The organism is Marinococcus sp. LNHM3E3-2.2 (genome assembly GCF_056034385.1).
In genome coordinates, this window is the sequence record NZ_JBQLIC010000011.1 from 15,583 (window position 1) to 29,239 (window position 13,657).

The 13,657-nt window shown below is 42.0% G+C and carries 19 protein-coding genes; 9 read left to right on the plus strand and 10 right to left on the minus strand.

Annotation, left to right across the window (positions count from 1 at the left end; all coding sequences use genetic code 11):
* Positions 1–34: 34 nt before the first annotated feature.
* Positions 35–358, minus strand: coding sequence for a hypothetical protein (locus tag ACTRXF_RS13075; protein WP_474279408.1), 324 nt, complete (start codon positions 356–358; stop codon positions 35–37).
* 241 nt (positions 359–599) lie between these two features.
* Here ACTRXF_RS13075 and ACTRXF_RS13080 point away from each other — a divergent pair, with 241 nt between their 5' ends.
* From ACTRXF_RS13080 to ACTRXF_RS13100, 5 genes are all read left to right on the plus strand, one after another.
* A complete protein-coding gene (locus ACTRXF_RS13080) occupies positions 600–1,472 on the plus strand; it encodes a DMT family transporter (RefSeq protein WP_474279410.1) in 873 nt (290 codons plus the stop codon).
* A gap of 124 nt (positions 1,473–1,596) precedes the next feature.
* Positions 1,597–2,202 carry a class I SAM-dependent methyltransferase gene (locus tag ACTRXF_RS13085; RefSeq protein WP_474279412.1) on the plus strand — a complete coding sequence of 202 codons (606 nt, stop codon included), beginning with the start codon at positions 1,597–1,599 and terminating at the stop codon, positions 2,200–2,202.
* 165 nt (positions 2,203–2,367) lie between these two features.
* Complete coding sequence (locus ACTRXF_RS13090; protein ID WP_474279414.1) at positions 2,368–2,646, plus strand: hypothetical protein; 279 nt, start codon at positions 2,368–2,370, stop codon at positions 2,644–2,646.
* Positions 2,647–2,857: 211 nt separating this feature from the next.
* Positions 2,858–3,340, plus strand: a complete 483-nt coding sequence (locus ACTRXF_RS13095; RefSeq protein ID WP_474264196.1) for a DUF2975 domain-containing protein — start codon at positions 2,858–2,860, stop codon at positions 3,338–3,340.
* 11 nt (positions 3,341–3,351) lie between these two features.
* On the plus strand, positions 3,352–3,573 hold the full coding sequence (locus ACTRXF_RS13100) for a helix-turn-helix domain-containing protein (RefSeq protein WP_474279416.1): 222 nt from the start codon (positions 3,352–3,354) through the stop codon (positions 3,571–3,573).
* 175 nt (positions 3,574–3,748) lie between these two features.
* Here the strand turns inward: ACTRXF_RS13100 and ACTRXF_RS13105 are convergent, their stop codons facing one another.
* Complete coding sequence (locus tag ACTRXF_RS13105; protein ID WP_474279418.1) at positions 3,749–4,582, minus strand: LysR family transcriptional regulator; 834 nt, start codon at positions 4,580–4,582, stop codon at positions 3,749–3,751.
* Between the two features lie 36 nt (positions 4,583–4,618).
* Between ACTRXF_RS13105 and ACTRXF_RS13110 the strand changes: the two genes are divergently transcribed.
* The 3 genes from ACTRXF_RS13110 to ACTRXF_RS13120 all read left to right on the plus strand — a co-directional run bounded on the left by ACTRXF_RS13110 (position 4,619) and on the right by ACTRXF_RS13120 (position 5,846).
* Positions 4,619–4,966 carry a DMT family transporter gene (locus ACTRXF_RS13110; protein WP_474279420.1) on the plus strand — a complete coding sequence of 116 codons (348 nt, stop codon included), beginning with the start codon at positions 4,619–4,621 and terminating at the stop codon, positions 4,964–4,966.
* The gene (locus ACTRXF_RS13115; protein WP_474279422.1) at positions 4,966–5,280 is read left to right on the plus strand and encodes a DMT family transporter; all 315 of its coding nucleotides are present in this window, start codon (positions 4,966–4,968) and stop codon (positions 5,278–5,280) included. The genes ACTRXF_RS13110 and ACTRXF_RS13115 overlap by 1 nt, the downstream gene beginning before the upstream one ends.
* A 188-nt stretch (positions 5,281–5,468) precedes the next feature.
* A complete protein-coding gene (locus ACTRXF_RS13120) occupies positions 5,469–5,846 on the plus strand; it encodes an iron chaperone (RefSeq protein ID WP_474279424.1) in 378 nt (125 codons plus the stop codon).
* An 18-nt stretch (positions 5,847–5,864) separates the two neighbouring features.
* On the opposite strand, the gene ACTRXF_RS13125 is transcribed toward ACTRXF_RS13120, so the two are convergent.
* The 4 genes from ACTRXF_RS13125 to ACTRXF_RS13140 all read right to left on the minus strand — a co-directional run bounded on the left by ACTRXF_RS13125 (position 5,865) and on the right by ACTRXF_RS13140 (position 7,447).
* Positions 5,865–6,269, minus strand: coding sequence for an ArsI/CadI family heavy metal resistance metalloenzyme (locus ACTRXF_RS13125; protein WP_474279497.1), 405 nt, complete (start codon positions 6,267–6,269; stop codon positions 5,865–5,867).
* A gap of 27 nt (positions 6,270–6,296) precedes the next feature.
* The gene (locus ACTRXF_RS13130) at positions 6,297–6,614 is read right to left on the minus strand and encodes an ArsR/SmtB family transcription factor (protein ID WP_474279426.1); all 318 of its coding nucleotides are present in this window, start codon (positions 6,612–6,614) and stop codon (positions 6,297–6,299) included.
* 316 nt (positions 6,615–6,930) lie between these two features.
* A complete protein-coding gene (locus tag ACTRXF_RS13135) occupies positions 6,931–7,221 on the minus strand; it encodes a hypothetical protein (RefSeq protein ID WP_474279428.1) in 291 nt (96 codons plus the stop codon).
* A gap of 1 nt (position 7,222) precedes the next feature.
* Positions 7,223–7,447, minus strand: coding sequence for a helix-turn-helix transcriptional regulator (locus tag ACTRXF_RS13140; protein WP_474279430.1), 225 nt, complete (start codon positions 7,445–7,447; stop codon positions 7,223–7,225).
* A 179-nt stretch (positions 7,448–7,626) separates the two neighbouring features.
* Here ACTRXF_RS13140 and ACTRXF_RS13145 point away from each other — a divergent pair, with 179 nt between their 5' ends.
* Complete coding sequence (locus ACTRXF_RS13145) at positions 7,627–8,370, plus strand: amidohydrolase family protein (RefSeq protein WP_474279432.1); 744 nt, start codon at positions 7,627–7,629, stop codon at positions 8,368–8,370.
* Positions 8,371–8,469: 99 nt separating this feature from the next.
* Here ACTRXF_RS13145 and araD read toward each other — a convergent pair whose 3' ends face one another.
* The 4 genes from araD to ACTRXF_RS13165 are packed head-to-tail and all read right to left on the minus strand — an operon-like array spanning position 8,470 to position 13,334.
* Entirely contained in the window at positions 8,470–9,159 is a 690-nt protein-coding gene (gene araD, locus ACTRXF_RS13150; protein ID WP_474262266.1) for an L-ribulose-5-phosphate 4-epimerase AraD, read from the minus strand.
* Between the two features lie 42 nt (positions 9,160–9,201).
* A complete protein-coding gene (locus ACTRXF_RS13155) occupies positions 9,202–10,203 on the minus strand; it encodes a glycoside hydrolase family 43 protein (protein WP_474279434.1) in 1,002 nt (333 codons plus the stop codon).
* 42 nt (positions 10,204–10,245) lie between these two features.
* Entirely contained in the window at positions 10,246–11,670 is a 1,425-nt protein-coding gene (gene araA, locus ACTRXF_RS13160; protein WP_474279436.1) for an L-arabinose isomerase, read from the minus strand.
* A gap of 26 nt (positions 11,671–11,696) precedes the next feature.
* Complete coding sequence (locus ACTRXF_RS13165; RefSeq protein WP_474279438.1) at positions 11,697–13,334, minus strand: xylulokinase; 1,638 nt, start codon at positions 13,332–13,334, stop codon at positions 11,697–11,699.
* Positions 13,335–13,657: the final 323 nt, after the last annotated feature.

The following is a 13,657-nucleotide window of genomic DNA, read 5'->3' on the forward strand; positions in this document are numbered from 1 at the left end:
AGTAATTATTGGCCGAGATGATAGTATCATGTACTTATAAAAAATAATCCCGGTAATAGTAGATCGTTATTATTAAAGTAAGTAAGGTATATGTAAGGGCGACGAAGAAAGGCATTGAGAAACGGAGAACGCTGCGGGATTCTGTTTCCATTCTAATACCTGTATCCCCCTGCGTCTGCATACGAACGGCATCGGAGGAAAAGCCGCCGGACGAAGTAAGCCAGCCGATCACAATTGTGGCAGCCAGGCCGGTTAAAAACGAAAATTCAATGAAAGCTGCAGATAAAAGAAAGGCTATAAGCCAGTTAACGGCGATAATACCGATTAGCGTTATCAAGCCGGGTAATGATTTCTTCATAGCAGGCTCTCCCTTCAGTATTATATGAAGTGTCATTGCTTCCTAATCTTTTAAGTATGCCACCATAATATATAAAATGGTTGATTATGTAAATATTATTAAAGCATTTGTAGGTATTTATGCACCGGAAAAAAGTAGCTTAAAATAGGAAATTATATACCGGATTTTTAAACGCTCGTTTGATACGATTCTTTATGTCAATACAAAAAGAGATGATAATAAAGGATGGAGAGAAGAAAGGATGAATAAATCAACAGCATTTTTACTGATAATATCTATTATCGCGATTTCTTTTGCGGCGATATTTGTAAAATGGTCCGAAGCACCGGCCACGATTCTCAGCATGTACCGCATGTATATTGCCAGTTTGTTTTTACTCCCTTTTGTCTGGTTAAAAAGACGAGACTTTAAAAATATCAAAAAACAGGAATGGGTGCTTTTCATCTTTTCAGGGGTTTTCCTTGGCATGCATTTTGCACTCTGGTTTGGTTCATTAAAGCTGACAACGGTGGCAAGCTCCACCATTATTCTGGCCCTGCAGCCGGTAGTAGCGCTGGCCGGCGGCTTTTTGATTTATAAAGAACGAGTCAGCATACCGCAGCTGATTACGATCAGCCTGTCGATTTTAGGAGTAGTGATTATTGGTTTGGGAGACCTTGGGCGCAGCAGCAGCTCTGCCTTACTCGGCAACCTGCTTTCCTTTTTGAGCGTGATAGCGGTGGTCGTTTATTTATTAATCGGCCAGCGTGTAGTGAAGCGGGTATCACACTGGCTGTACAGCTTTATAGTATTTTTTGTGGCAGGGATATCGCTTCATGCTTTTAATGCATTCTCCGGTATTCCAGTAACGGGGTACGGGGCCGAAGAGTGGCAGATATTTATGCTGCTTGCGATTCTTCCAACGATTGCCCACGTCATTTACAATCATCTGTTGAACTTTATTAACACATCCACTATTTCAATGACGATTCTGGGCGAACCGGTTGGCGCTACTATCCTGGCGTTTTTCATTCTTGGAGAAGAAGTCGTCGCACTACAGATTATCGGCGGGATGATCGTGCTGCTCGGGGTCGGATTGTTTTTAGTTCAGCAGAAGAAAGCATATCAACTTTAGAAATAATAAATGTAATTTAACGGCCGGAAAGAATAGAAAAGAGTATAATCAATGTAACAGACTCATTATTTTAATAACAGTCATCTTTGAACCACAATACACGGCAAAAAGAGGAGGACTGATAATGAATAATGAAGAATTGGTGCAGAAATTTAACAAGCAGGCCTATAAGCACGAGAGGCATAGAAAATATGAAGCAGATAATAAATGGAGAAGAAAGATATGCGGTGCCGCGAGAGGGAAAACACTGGAAATCGCTGTCGGAGCAGGGATGAATTATGCTTTTCTGCCTTTGGACGCTGAATATACCGGTGTTGATTTCAGCCCGGGAATGCTTGAGGCGGCAGAAGCCGGCGCGAAAGAATACAAAGTAAATGCTGATTTTATTTTATCCGAAGTAGAACATTTATCATTTCCGGAAAACACATTTGATACGATTCTTTCTACCGGCACATTATGCTGCTACAAGGATCCAATTCGTGTGTTGACTCTCTTGAACAAATGGTGCAAAAGTGAGGGAGAGATCCTGCTGCTTGAGCATGGGTTACTAAATAATAAAGGTGTGCGGTGGCTGCAGCATCACCTGAATCCTATATTTTTAAAATCATTCGGCTGTCATCATGACCGGAATATCAAAGGAATAGTCGATGCTTCTGATCTGGAAATTGTAAAATATGAACGGGCCCAGCTGGGATATCTTTATCTGCTTTGGACTAAATCGACCGGGTAATATATAAAAACAGTACTGATTTATTTCAATCAGCTTTTGACGTGCAGGCTCTCACATTCAATGATTAATGAAGCATTTAAACGGAAATAAACGAAGAGAAGCAGTTATGTTTTTGCTGCTTCAAATTATTTTGCACGCGAGTGTTTAAACGAGAGGAGTATTTTTATGGCTGATCAGCCGAAAAGTTTAGAAGATCAGTTCGACGGGCAGGCCGAAGCGAAATTAATGCCAATTGCAAAGTATTACTTTGAATTGAAGCGTCAGGACAAAAGCGTGCACTGGGAAATTTCTATCGTGGACAAAGACGATGAAGAGGATGTTTTTATAGGTTGGGCTGAAGAGTTGACCAACCGCAGCAATTACATCGAAGTAGACCCAATCCGGGCAGAAGACGGGGAAGATGCTACCAATCAGGTTATTCAAAAAATTAAAGAGCATCTATAATAGAGAGTTTAGAAGAAATGAATAATTGATTTAATCAGGTAAGGCTAAAGTTAATTCAGTCTTGCCTGATTTTTTGTTTAATGACAATTCCGCAAAGTAGTCATGAATGTCCTGAATGATATGTATATTATCACCTGTTTAGGAATAAAAATTTATCGATTATCAATATATTTAATGGTAGAATAAAAGCATCAAGAGGGAGGTGCTTTTGATGAAAAGAGGCTCAACGCTCTTTTTAAAGATAGCTGTCATTTGTATCGGACTGCCGGTGCTTGCTTTATGTTTGTTTGGGCTGCCTGTGATTGCGAGAGAAGCTGCGGGCAGTGAAACGGGATTCGCCTACGTTATATACGGAATTTTAGCTGTAATGTATGCAGCGGCAGTTCCCTTTTTTGCTGCTTTGTATCAGGCATTTAAGCTATTGAATTACATTGACAAAAACAAAGCATTTTCAGCATTGGCTCTCAAAGCTTTAAAAGTGATTAAGTATTGTGCAGTCGCCATCAGCGGTTTGTATATAGCAGGAATGCCGCTGTTTTACATTTTTGCGGAATTAGATGACGCCCCGGGAGTCATCCTGATTGGAGCAGGCTTTGTATTTGCTCCGGCAGTAGTGGCAGTCTTTGCTGCTGTTCTTCAAAAATTATTTCAGCACGCGATAGATATAAAATCTGAAAATGATTTAACGGTCTGAGGTGAAAGCTAGTGGCGATAATCATCAATATTGACGTAATGCTTGCGAAAAGAAAAATGAGCGTAACCGAACTTTCGGAAAAGGTCGGCATTACAATGGCAAATCTTTCAATATTAAAAAATGGAAAAGCGAAAGCTATACGATTCTCCACTCTAGAAGCAATATGCAGGGCACTGGATTGTCAGCCTGGAGATATATTGGAATACGGGGAAGAAAAGGAGGCAGAGGAATAAAGTTTAAAAAATTAATATTAAAGGGAGCAGCTAGTAGTTCTGAGGATTGCACTCCCTTTAGCCCGAACACTTTCTCTTTTAACAGGGAAAGTGTTTTTTTGTGAAGATATAACTTTTGGTTATATTTCCATCCAGAATAAGTATTATGCGCACCTGCCATATGCATTTATAGTAATTACAGGTCGAAGCCGTTCCGAAGCATTTCCAGATAGATTTGATCGGTGGCAAACAAATACATGTCGCGGTGAAGGGGAGCCTCCTGAAGAGGTATAAACACAACTCCTCTATAGTCCACGTTTTGAACTACCATCGAAGGAAGGTAGGAAATGCCGTACCCTTGAGCAACAAATCCCACAATAGCATTATAAGGAACTTCCTTAATAGAAGGAACTGGAGCATTGTAAGCATCTATAAGCCTTATGATCCGCTGGTATAGAGGGGTGGAGGGGCTCAATATTTGGGGATGCTGAAAGCATTGGGTCATGGAAAGACGTTCGAACTGTGCTAACGGATGATTGGCAGGGACTGCCGCAAAAAATTCATCGTGAAATAAAAAAGCAGAAGCCAGACCGTGGTACGAGGGTTGATCCTGGACAATAGCTGCGTCGATATCTCCTGAACGGAGGAGCGGCAATAAATCGACCGTATCATCCTTAATATGGGTGAGCTGAACCTGAAAAGGACTGAAGCTCTCCATATGCTGCGGAAAATAATACGAAGCCAGTAAAGGGTCGGCACCTATATGAATAATTCTGCTTTCCGTATGTTTTTTCATACGGGAGTGCAGCTGATTTACAAGAGGTTCAATATCATCATACAGTTGTTCTCCCTTATGGGTTAGCATCATCCCATGGGTGGAGCGCACAAAAAGGGAAAACCCAAGTATGCTTTCCAACTGTTTGATTTGTTTGCTTAAGGCCGGCTGAGAAATAAATAATTTTTTGGAAGCTCTGGAAAGATTTTTTTCCTGAGCGACGGCCAGAAAATAATCCAGCATACGTATATTCATCTGTACACATCCATTCTAAAAATAAAAGGAGCTTCTATGCTAAAATACTACACTTTTCTGAGTTTTGCTATTGTTTTAGAAGTTGTGGGTGCTTCCTACATGAAGGTAGCAAATGGATTTGCGAATTTGGGAGGAACTCTCATGGTCATCATTTGTTATAGTATAGCGCTTAGTTTTTATATTATTCTTACGGAGAACTATGAACTGGGAATTGTAAATGCCTTATGGGCAGGAGGGGGAACAGTGCTGGTAGTTCTTATTGGATCCGTTTTCTTTGAGGAAAACCTATCCGCGATTAAAACCCTGGGGGTTTTATTTGTTGTAGCAGGCATGATTGGGCTAAATATGCCCGATAACCAAAAAAGTAATAAAGGGGCCTGGTGATGGGAACATTATTATTAATCATAAGCTTAGTATTTGCTGTAATAGCGAACGTGGCGGTGAAATTATCCCGGGGGTTCCGGAAAAAGCTGCCCAGTGCTGCTTCCTTTTTTCTGTTTTTAGGATGTATCTACTTTTTGACATTGAGTGTCCAATATATTGATATCAGCATCGCATATGCGATCTGGTCCGGCGTAATGGTCGCTGCTACAGCTGCAATCGGATCCTTGTTTTTCCGGGAGCCATTCACGAGAAAAAAGCTATTATCTTTAACGTTGATTGTTATCGGTGTATTAGTGCTCCATCTTCAAAGCTGAATGACTTAAGGGAGATAAAATATATCTTATTTTAGATTCTTTTAATTTTTTGAGCCCAAGTGTCATAGCAAAAATACCTATGAAGCAAGCCGGCATTAGACCCTTTTGAACTGTTAAAATATAAGTAGCATTAGAAGATCTTTTAAAATGCTATATAATTACTGAATTTTTCAAGGGGAGGGAGACGCATGGAACATTTTTCAGAGTATCTGAAGAATATAGAAAATCAGGAGCACAGAGAGCGGACAGAAGAGGTTCTGGATTGGATAGCGAAGGAATTTTCACAGCTGGAGCCGAAAATTGCATGGAATCAGCCGATGTTTACCGATCACGGAACTTTTATCATTGCTTTCAGCACAGCTAAACGCCATCTGGCGGTTGCCCCGGAAAAAACGGCTATTGATCAATTTTCAGAAGAGATTACGAGGACAGGCTATGAGTATACGAAACAGCTCGTGCGCATTCCGTGGGAGCAGCCGGTGGACTATGAATTACTTAAAAATATAATCGAATTTAATATTGCTGATAAAGCAGACTGCTCCACGTTCTGGCGGAAAGAAAGTTAAGATCCGACAAGCATGAAGCTAGGATGAGCAGCAACCGGGTTCTTTGGCGGCAGTCTCAACGTCTGCTTTAGTATAGAAGAATTCCCATTCGTTACCATCAGGGTCTGTAACCCAGAACTTATCCTGAAGAGCATAGCAGCAAGTGGTGTCTGTTTGCTCTCGGGCGAAAAATCCTTCCTGCTGGATACGCTGTTTATGATAGACGAGAGTGTCAGCATCAGGAAGCTGCAGGCCAAAATGCTCCACCTGGTTCCCGGTCACATTGGGATGAACGTTTAGAGTGAAATTTACTGGAATGCCGGCTGGAAGAAATTTGGCGTAATCTTCCTTGTGCTTGACCGGGGGTTCGTTAAACAGCTTGGTATAAAACGCTACGGCTTTGGAAAGACTGCTGGTGTTTAATCCGATATGAATTTTCATGATTTAACCTCCTTAATTTTAAATAAATTTTTATTTTTCGCGAAAAAGGCAGCACAATTCCTCAGACAATAGATGGTTTAGTGCCTGGTCGTTCAGCATATAGTAATTCCAGGTACCGTGTTTTTCGCGATCGATGAGTGAAGCATTGAGCAAAATTTTTAAATGATACGAAAGCTTGGACTGAGGCAGGTTCATGCGTTCAGTCAAATCACAGACGCACACGCTGCCTGCTTCTGTAATATGATGCAAAATTTCCAGCCGCTGATAGTCGGCCAGGGCTTTGAATTTTTGTTCATAGATAGTGAATGGGGAAGCTGCAGCAAATTTAGAAGAAGAGGGAGAGTTCATTGAAAAAATCTCCTTTTTATATCAAATTTTTTTGATGTAATATAAGTATAGGCTGGTGCGATAGAAAAAACAATGAATAAATCAAAAAAAGTTGATGTAAAGCTCCTCCAATATTTAAATCCTTTAGTGATTGGGGACAGTTTTTCTGTTAACGAAAGCCACATCACCATTTTTCAGGTAATGTGGCAGACAATATGAAGCATAGAAACATTTCGGGAAAATCAATAAAGACATTTACTATATTAAATTATACGAAAATTAAGATAATTAATTGTTAATGTTATTCTCTTTGGTTTGCTGTTTTATGGTTTTAGTATTAGTAGATTTTCCTGAAGATAAAAATTAGGATGGAATGAAGAATCATAATCCCGGTAATCAAATACCACATGGCGTCCCGCCAGGCGTCCCCGTCAAGTGGAATGATGAAGTCCTCGATCAATCTGACTACGACCCAGCCGATAAGAAACATGGGAAAAATAATCGAATACGAGCGGTTAATAATTTTACGGCCGCGTTCATCTTTTCCTTCTTCCCCGTGTTGAAACCTAAACCAAATGATGATGGAGAAAATAACAACGGCTAAATACGGATAGAAGAACCATTCCATGTTATTCCTCTCCTTTCAAATTATATTGAAAAATATCTTCCACGCCGGTTTCAAATAAGTGTGCCAGTTCAAAAGCTAACTTGAGTGAAGGACTGTATTTATTTTTTTCCAGTGAAACAATAGTCTGGCGGCTCACACCGATTCTCTTTGCGACCTCTGCCTGGGAATAGCCCTTTTTGGCCCGGAATACCGACAGCTGATTAGTTAATTCACCTTGTTCTTTCATTCATCTATGGCCTCCTTACATTTATGGTAATATATTTTTAACATAATGTCAAAAATATATTACATGTTTATTATGTTGCCTACTATGTGTGAGGAGAGATGGGGCGAACATTTAGAGATTTTTTGACCAAATAATCTGAACCGGGATATTCTCAGGAGAGATAAAAGAGGAGGGAGAATATGAGAATGTTTGATGCGCACCTGCACATTATTGATTTTGATTTTCCTATTACTAAAAATCAAAGCTATATACCTCCGGAATATGAGGCAGCCGATTATCAGAGGGATACGGCTGAACTCAACGTCCTGGGCGGAGCAGTGGTGTCAGGTTCGTTTCAGGGGTTTGATCAGGGGTATTTATTAAAAGCTCTTCAACAGCTGGGGCCCGAATTCTGTGGAGTAACTCAGCTGCCGTCCAGTGTGAGTGATGAAGAAATTTTAAGGCTGCATAACCATGGGGTGAGGGCGCTGCGGTTTAATATCCGGCGGGGCGGATCTGAAGATATTTCCCGGCTCGAGTACATGGCACGGAGAGTGGATGAAACAGCGGGCTGGCACTCTGAACTTTACATGGACGCCAAAGGGCTGCCTGAACTCGCAGCAACTATTGAAAAGCTGCCTGCTGTATCCATCGATCATTTAGGGCTGTCGGAGGAAGGGCTGCCTCATCTGCTGAAATTAGTGGATAAAGGCCTTCGGGTGAAAGCTACCGGCTTTGGGCGCGTGGACCTAAATGTGGCGAATGCTTTAACTTCCATTTATAACGTAAACCCAGAGGCTTTGATGTTTGGCACAGACCTTCCATCTACAAGAGCGCCGAGACCGTTCAAGTATGAAGACATTGAAATGGTTCAAAATTTATTTGATGAGAAAGCAACTAATAAGATCCTGTATTCGAATGCATTGAGCTGGTATACGAAATAGATTAATTATTATACAAAAGGTATGTAAGCCTTTTTAAGCTTTTTAGACGTGAAAAAGAGCAAGCCTGTTTAAACCATGGCTTGCTCTTGAAAGCAGGAATTATTTAGACTGCCCGTAATAGGCGTTTTCCCCATGCTTTCTTTCGTAATGCTTTTGCAGTACATGGTCATCAAGGGGAAGCTCACCTGAGAGCTGGAAGGAAAGAAAGGTCATTTTTGCGACTTTTTCAAGCACGACAGCGTTATGAAGGGCGTCCTCCGGAGAGCTTCCCCACGCAAACGGAGCATGCCCGTGAACAACTATTCCCGGTACTTCCACAGGATTTTTTCCCTGCATTGCTTCTATAATGACGGACCCTGTTTCTTTTTCATAACCATTTCGGACTTCTTCTTTTGTTAGTTGACGTGTGCAGGGAATATCTCCGTAAAAGTAATCCGCCTGAGTAGTTCCGGAGCAGGGAATGCTTTTACCAGCCTGGGCCCAGGCTGTGCCCCAGTCCGAATGCGTATGAACAATACCCTTTACACCTGGAAAAGCTTTATACAGCTCGATATGGGTAGGAGTATCAGAGGAGGGCTTTAAATCGCCTTCCACAACGTTTCCTTTTAAATCCACCAATACAATATCCCCGGGAGACAGCTCTTCATAAGGCACCCCGGAAGGCTTGATGGCCAATAATTCTGTCTCGGGGTCAAATCCGCTGACATTCCCCCAGGTAAAAGTAACGAGATCATGATCAACGAGTCCCTGATTTGCGCTGCACACCTGCTGCTTCAATAGTTCCAGCAATGGGAAACCTCCTTCAATGTACGTACATGTATGATCAATAAATTATTCATTGGAATTTTCTTTAGTTAATATTGTTGGCGTGCCTGGAGTCCACCGGTCATCCGACACAGGAATTCCAAATACCGGGTTACCGTTTTCATCCCATGTAATTTCCTGCGCACGCGCATGACGATTCGGGTCATAAAGGGGATCCCCGACAATTTCAGTATAATTACGGGCATGATAAACCAGAATGTCGCTGCTGCCATCTTCAGATACAGTAAAGCAATTGTGTCCCGGACCATATTGTTTATTCGGTGAATAGCTTTCAAAAACTGGCTCTGGGCTTTTAGTCCAGGAATTTGGATTCAATAAATCTGCCCCGGCATCACTTGTCAGCAGCCCCATGCAGTAATCGATACCAGTGGCACTTGCTGAATACGTAATAAAAACCTTTTCGTTTCTAATCAAAACGGAAGGACCTTCATTGACCCAAAAGCCTTTAACTTCCCACGGCAGTTCAGGTTTAGTCAGCAAAACGGGGGTAGTCGCCAAAGTCCATGGATTTTCCATCTCAGCAATGTAAATATTTGAATGGCCCTTTATATTTACATCCTGCTGTGCCCAAACATAATATTGGATACCATTGTGTTCAAAGGTGGTTGCATCAAGAGCGAATGCACTCCACCCTGTATTTATTTCACCTTTTTCTTTCCATTCGCCTTCAATTGGGTTGTCTGATTCATTTTCAATCACAAACATTCGGTGATTGAACGTATTATCATCAATGTTGTCGTCAGGAGCAGCGGCATAATAGATATACCATTTTCCATTCACACGGTGAATTTCAGGGGCCCAGATTAAATGACTCTGAGCGCCGCTGCTGTGTTTACTCCAAATAATGTGTTCTTCTGCGTCGTACAGGTCATTCAGATGTTCTGCGCGCCGCAAAATAATCCGGTCGTAGGAAGGGTGCGAGCCGGTAAAGTAATAAAACCCGTCATGGTGCTTATAAACAAATGGATCGGCTCTTTGTAAAACAATAGGGTTTTTCAGATTCTCCATAAAGCCCACTCCTTAAATATTAATAGTTTAAGCTGAAATATATTAATTAATAACGACGTATTCCAGGCCAACCAGCTTTGCATAATTAATAATCTGCTCTGTCGTTACATTTAATGAAACGACAGTGTGGTGACCGCCACCATTTTCAATCCAGGCTTTTATCCCATCCTGGAGGTTTGGTTTAACGCTCCAAAGTATACGGGCTACCGGGAGATTCGGTGCAGGAGCAGGCGGTTCAAATGCCGAAACTTCATTAATAAGAAGCTTGTAATGCGTTCCAAAATCCGCCATCGAAACCACGACCCCGTCCCCGGATTTACCATCAAAGACTAAGCGTGCTGGGTCTTCGCCGTTTCCAATGCCTAAGGGCGATACCACGATTTTTGGTTTATGGTTTGCCAGCGTGGGATCTACTTCAAGCATATGGGATTGAAGGATGGCTTCCTTCCCAGCTGTTAATTCATAGATATAATCTTCCATAAACCCTGTTGCCTCGTTATGGCTCATCACCTTCATCAAACGGTCAAGCGCAGCCGTTTTCCAGTCTCCTTCAGCAGCAAAGCCGTATCCTTGAGACATTAGACGCTGCACCGCAAGGCCGGGAAGCTGTTTCATTCCATGTAAATCTTCAAAGTTGGTTGTGAAAGCATTGTAGCCTCCATCGTCCAGGAAGCGTTTAATGGCAATCTCGTAGCTTGCCTGTACTTTAACACTGTCTTTCCATTTTTCTTCTGTATAGCTGCCGTAATCAAATTCATAAAGGTCCTTGTATTCTGAAAGGAGTGCATCAACCTCTTTATCTGTAACACGATTGACGTATTCGACAAGGTCTCCAATCCCGTAGTAATCGACGACCCATCCAAATTGAATCTGCGCTTCAATTTTATCGCCTTCTGTAACGCCCACATTGCGCATGTTGTCACCGAAACGGGCAACCTTAATGTTGAAACTCTCATTATAAGCTGCAGCTGTGTTCATCCAATGGGCAATCTCCTGTTGAATATCAGCGTGCTTCCAATGGCCGGCGACCACTTTGTTCTGCTTGTTTAAACGAGCGTTGATAAAGCCGTATTCGCGGTCCCCGTGGGCCGATTGGTTCAGGTTCATGAAGTCCATGTCGATGGTTTCCCAGGGGATACTTTCATTAAATTGAGTAGCTAGATGAAGCAGCGGTTTTTGCAGGATTTTCGTCCCGCGGATCCACATCTTCGCAGGGGAGAACGTGTGCATCCAAGTGATAACACCCGCGACTTCGTCACGATAGTTTACTTCTTTCATGGTGCGTGTAATTTCATCTGTATTGATTGCTAAGTCTTTTAAAATAAGCGGGTAAGGTAAAACACCGCTCTTATTTAATGCATCAGCTATATGCTGGGCATGAGCCTTTACTTCCTTTAACGCTTCTTCTCCGTAAAGCTCCTGTGCACCGACGATGAACCAGAATTCTTTTTTTTCGATAGCGGGCATAAGTATCCTCTTTTCTTATTGATAGTTTAATTTACTTTGACTTGTTCGCTGACTGCTTCGGCCGGTGTTAAATGCTCTACCGCCGCCTGTTCGATGACGAGACCTTTTTTATAACGTTCCATAAAAATTTCAAAGCCTTCCACATCAGAACGGTCCGGGTGGATTTCCGTGGTTTCGATGTCGTTAAAAACCTTATTGTCCAAAAATTCTTCCAAGGCCTCGTCCTGGCCTTTGTTCTTCATATAGGAGGCCAGTACAGCAATACCCCAGGCTCCGCCTTCTCCGGCCGTATCCATAACAGAAACAGGCGTATTCATTGCAGCAGCAACTATCCGCTGTCCAACCACTGGAGTTTTGAATAAGCCGCCATGAGCGAAGACATTATCAATCGCCACCTGTTCTTTATCTGTTAAAAGATCCATGCCGATTTTTAGGGCACCGAAGGCAGAAAAGAGGTGTGTTCGCATGAAGTTAGCTAAATTGAAATTGCTTTCCGGAGAGCGTACAAACAAGGGGCGGCCGCTTTCCATTCCTGTAATATTTTCACCGGAAAAATAACCATAGCTGAGCAGGCCGCCGCCATCAGGATCCGCTTCGAGAGCTTTCTGCAGCATTACTTCAAATAATTCGTCGGAATCAAGCTTTTGGCCAGTTGCTTCTGAAAACTCCCGGAACAATCCAAGCCATGCGTTCAAATCACTTGAACAGTTATTCGCATGCACCATGGCGACAGAATTTCCATTTGGTGTAGTAACTAAATCAATTTCTGGATGCGTGTTAGAAATTTTTTGATCCAGTACAATCATTGCAAAAACAGAGGTCCCTACAGAAACGTTACCGATACGTTTTTTCACACTGTTCGTAGCCACCATTCCGGTTCCGGCATCACCTTCCGGAGGACAAAACGGAATCCCGGGCTGTAGATTTTGTGATTTATCCAGAATTTTGATGCCGTCATTGGTTAAGGTGCCTGCCTGTTCGCCGGCTGTAAGAACTTCAGGAAGAATGTCTTTAATTTTCCATGAATAATTTCTTGCTGTAATGAGGGTGTCGAACTGTTCAAGCATGAAATCGTTGTAGTCCTGAGTAGTTTCGTTGATTGGAAACATCCCCGATGCATCCCCGGCTCCAATGACCTGTTTTCCGGTCAGCAGCCAGTGGATGTATCCGCTTAAAGTCGTAATCAACTGAATACGCGGCAAATGTTTTTCATCATCGAGTATAGCCTGATAAAGGTGGGCAATACTCCATCGTTCCGGGATATTGTACTGAAATAGATCTGTTAATTCGCTGGCCGCAGCTCCGGTGGTATTATTACGCCACGTCCGAAAGGGGACGAGCAGTTCTCCGGTGTGATCAAATGGCATATAGCCGTGCATCATAGCTGAAATACCTATCGAACCAATAGTTCGGAGTGTAATCCCGTACGCGCTTTCCACTTCGGATTTCATGTCACCATAAGCCTTCTGCAAACCAGCAATAATATCTTTCTGATGGTATGTCCAAAGACCGTTTTTCATCTGGTTTTCCCATTCATAGCTGCCCGTGGCGATTGTTTCAAAGCTGTTGTTCATCAGTACTGCTTTAATACGCGTGGAGCCAAATTCAATTCCGAGTGAAGTATGGCCTTGAGTAATGGCTTGTTTCATTTCTGACTGCTTCATTTTGACTCATTCCTTTAAAAAGCATTTTTAGTAACTCGAATGAATCTCTCATTTCTGTTTCATTGCGTTAATGAAATCAATGGATAAAACATAACTTGTACGTATAAGTTATGTTCATTTAACCACGAAACGAAGCTTCTTGCAACCGCTTTCTATCCTTTTTAAACAACATAATTAGAAAAGAAGGAGTGAGAAATTGTCATTAGTTTAATTTTAAAAAAATACTTGTATGCAACTAATGTAAAAATAACCCAAATTATTGAAACTTGTACGAACATATGATAGTTTTCTTGTGAACGTTATCATTTCCAATTATTGAAAGG

What these genes read in the sequence shown, in the direction of transcription:
- ACTRXF_RS13110 (WP_474279420.1), top strand. Translation starts at nt 4,619, where the DNA reads ATGCTAAAATACTACACTTTTCTGAGTTTTGCTATTGTTTTAGAAGTT.
- araA (WP_474279436.1), bottom strand. Translation starts at nt 11,670, where the DNA reads ATGCCCGCTATCGAAAAAAAAGAATTCTGGTTCATCGTCGGTGCACAG.
- ACTRXF_RS13080 (WP_474279410.1), top strand. Translation starts at nt 600, where the DNA reads ATGAATAAATCAACAGCATTTTTACTGATAATATCTATTATCGCGATT.
- ACTRXF_RS13105 (WP_474279418.1), bottom strand. Translation starts at nt 4,582, where the DNA reads ATGAATATACGTATGCTGGATTATTTTCTGGCCGTCGCTCAGGAAAAA.
- ACTRXF_RS13130 (WP_474279426.1), bottom strand. Translation starts at nt 6,614, where the DNA reads ATGAACTCTCCCTCTTCTTCTAAATTTGCTGCAGCTTCCCCATTCACT.
- ACTRXF_RS13120 (WP_474279424.1), top strand. Translation starts at nt 5,469, where the DNA reads ATGGAACATTTTTCAGAGTATCTGAAGAATATAGAAAATCAGGAGCAC.
- ACTRXF_RS13165 (WP_474279438.1), bottom strand. Translation starts at nt 13,334, where the DNA reads ATGAAGCAGTCAGAAATGAAACAAGCCATTACTCAAGGCCATACTTCA.
- ACTRXF_RS13085 (WP_474279412.1), top strand. Translation starts at nt 1,597, where the DNA reads ATGAATAATGAAGAATTGGTGCAGAAATTTAACAAGCAGGCCTATAAG.
- ACTRXF_RS13145 (WP_474279432.1), top strand. Translation starts at nt 7,627, where the DNA reads ATGAGAATGTTTGATGCGCACCTGCACATTATTGATTTTGATTTTCCT.
- ACTRXF_RS13075 (WP_474279408.1), bottom strand. Translation starts at nt 358, where the DNA reads ATGAAGAAATCATTACCCGGCTTGATAACGCTAATCGGTATTATCGCC.
- ACTRXF_RS13090 (WP_474279414.1), top strand. Translation starts at nt 2,368, where the DNA reads ATGGCTGATCAGCCGAAAAGTTTAGAAGATCAGTTCGACGGGCAGGCC.
- ACTRXF_RS13095 (WP_474264196.1), top strand. Translation starts at nt 2,858, where the DNA reads ATGAAAAGAGGCTCAACGCTCTTTTTAAAGATAGCTGTCATTTGTATC.
- ACTRXF_RS13115 (WP_474279422.1), top strand. Translation starts at nt 4,966, where the DNA reads ATGGGAACATTATTATTAATCATAAGCTTAGTATTTGCTGTAATAGCG.
- ACTRXF_RS13135 (WP_474279428.1), bottom strand. Translation starts at nt 7,221, where the DNA reads ATGGAATGGTTCTTCTATCCGTATTTAGCCGTTGTTATTTTCTCCATC.
- ACTRXF_RS13140 (WP_474279430.1), bottom strand. Translation starts at nt 7,447, where the DNA reads ATGAAAGAACAAGGTGAATTAACTAATCAGCTGTCGGTATTCCGGGCC.
- ACTRXF_RS13155 (WP_474279434.1), bottom strand. Translation starts at nt 10,203, where the DNA reads ATGGAGAATCTGAAAAACCCTATTGTTTTACAAAGAGCCGATCCATTT.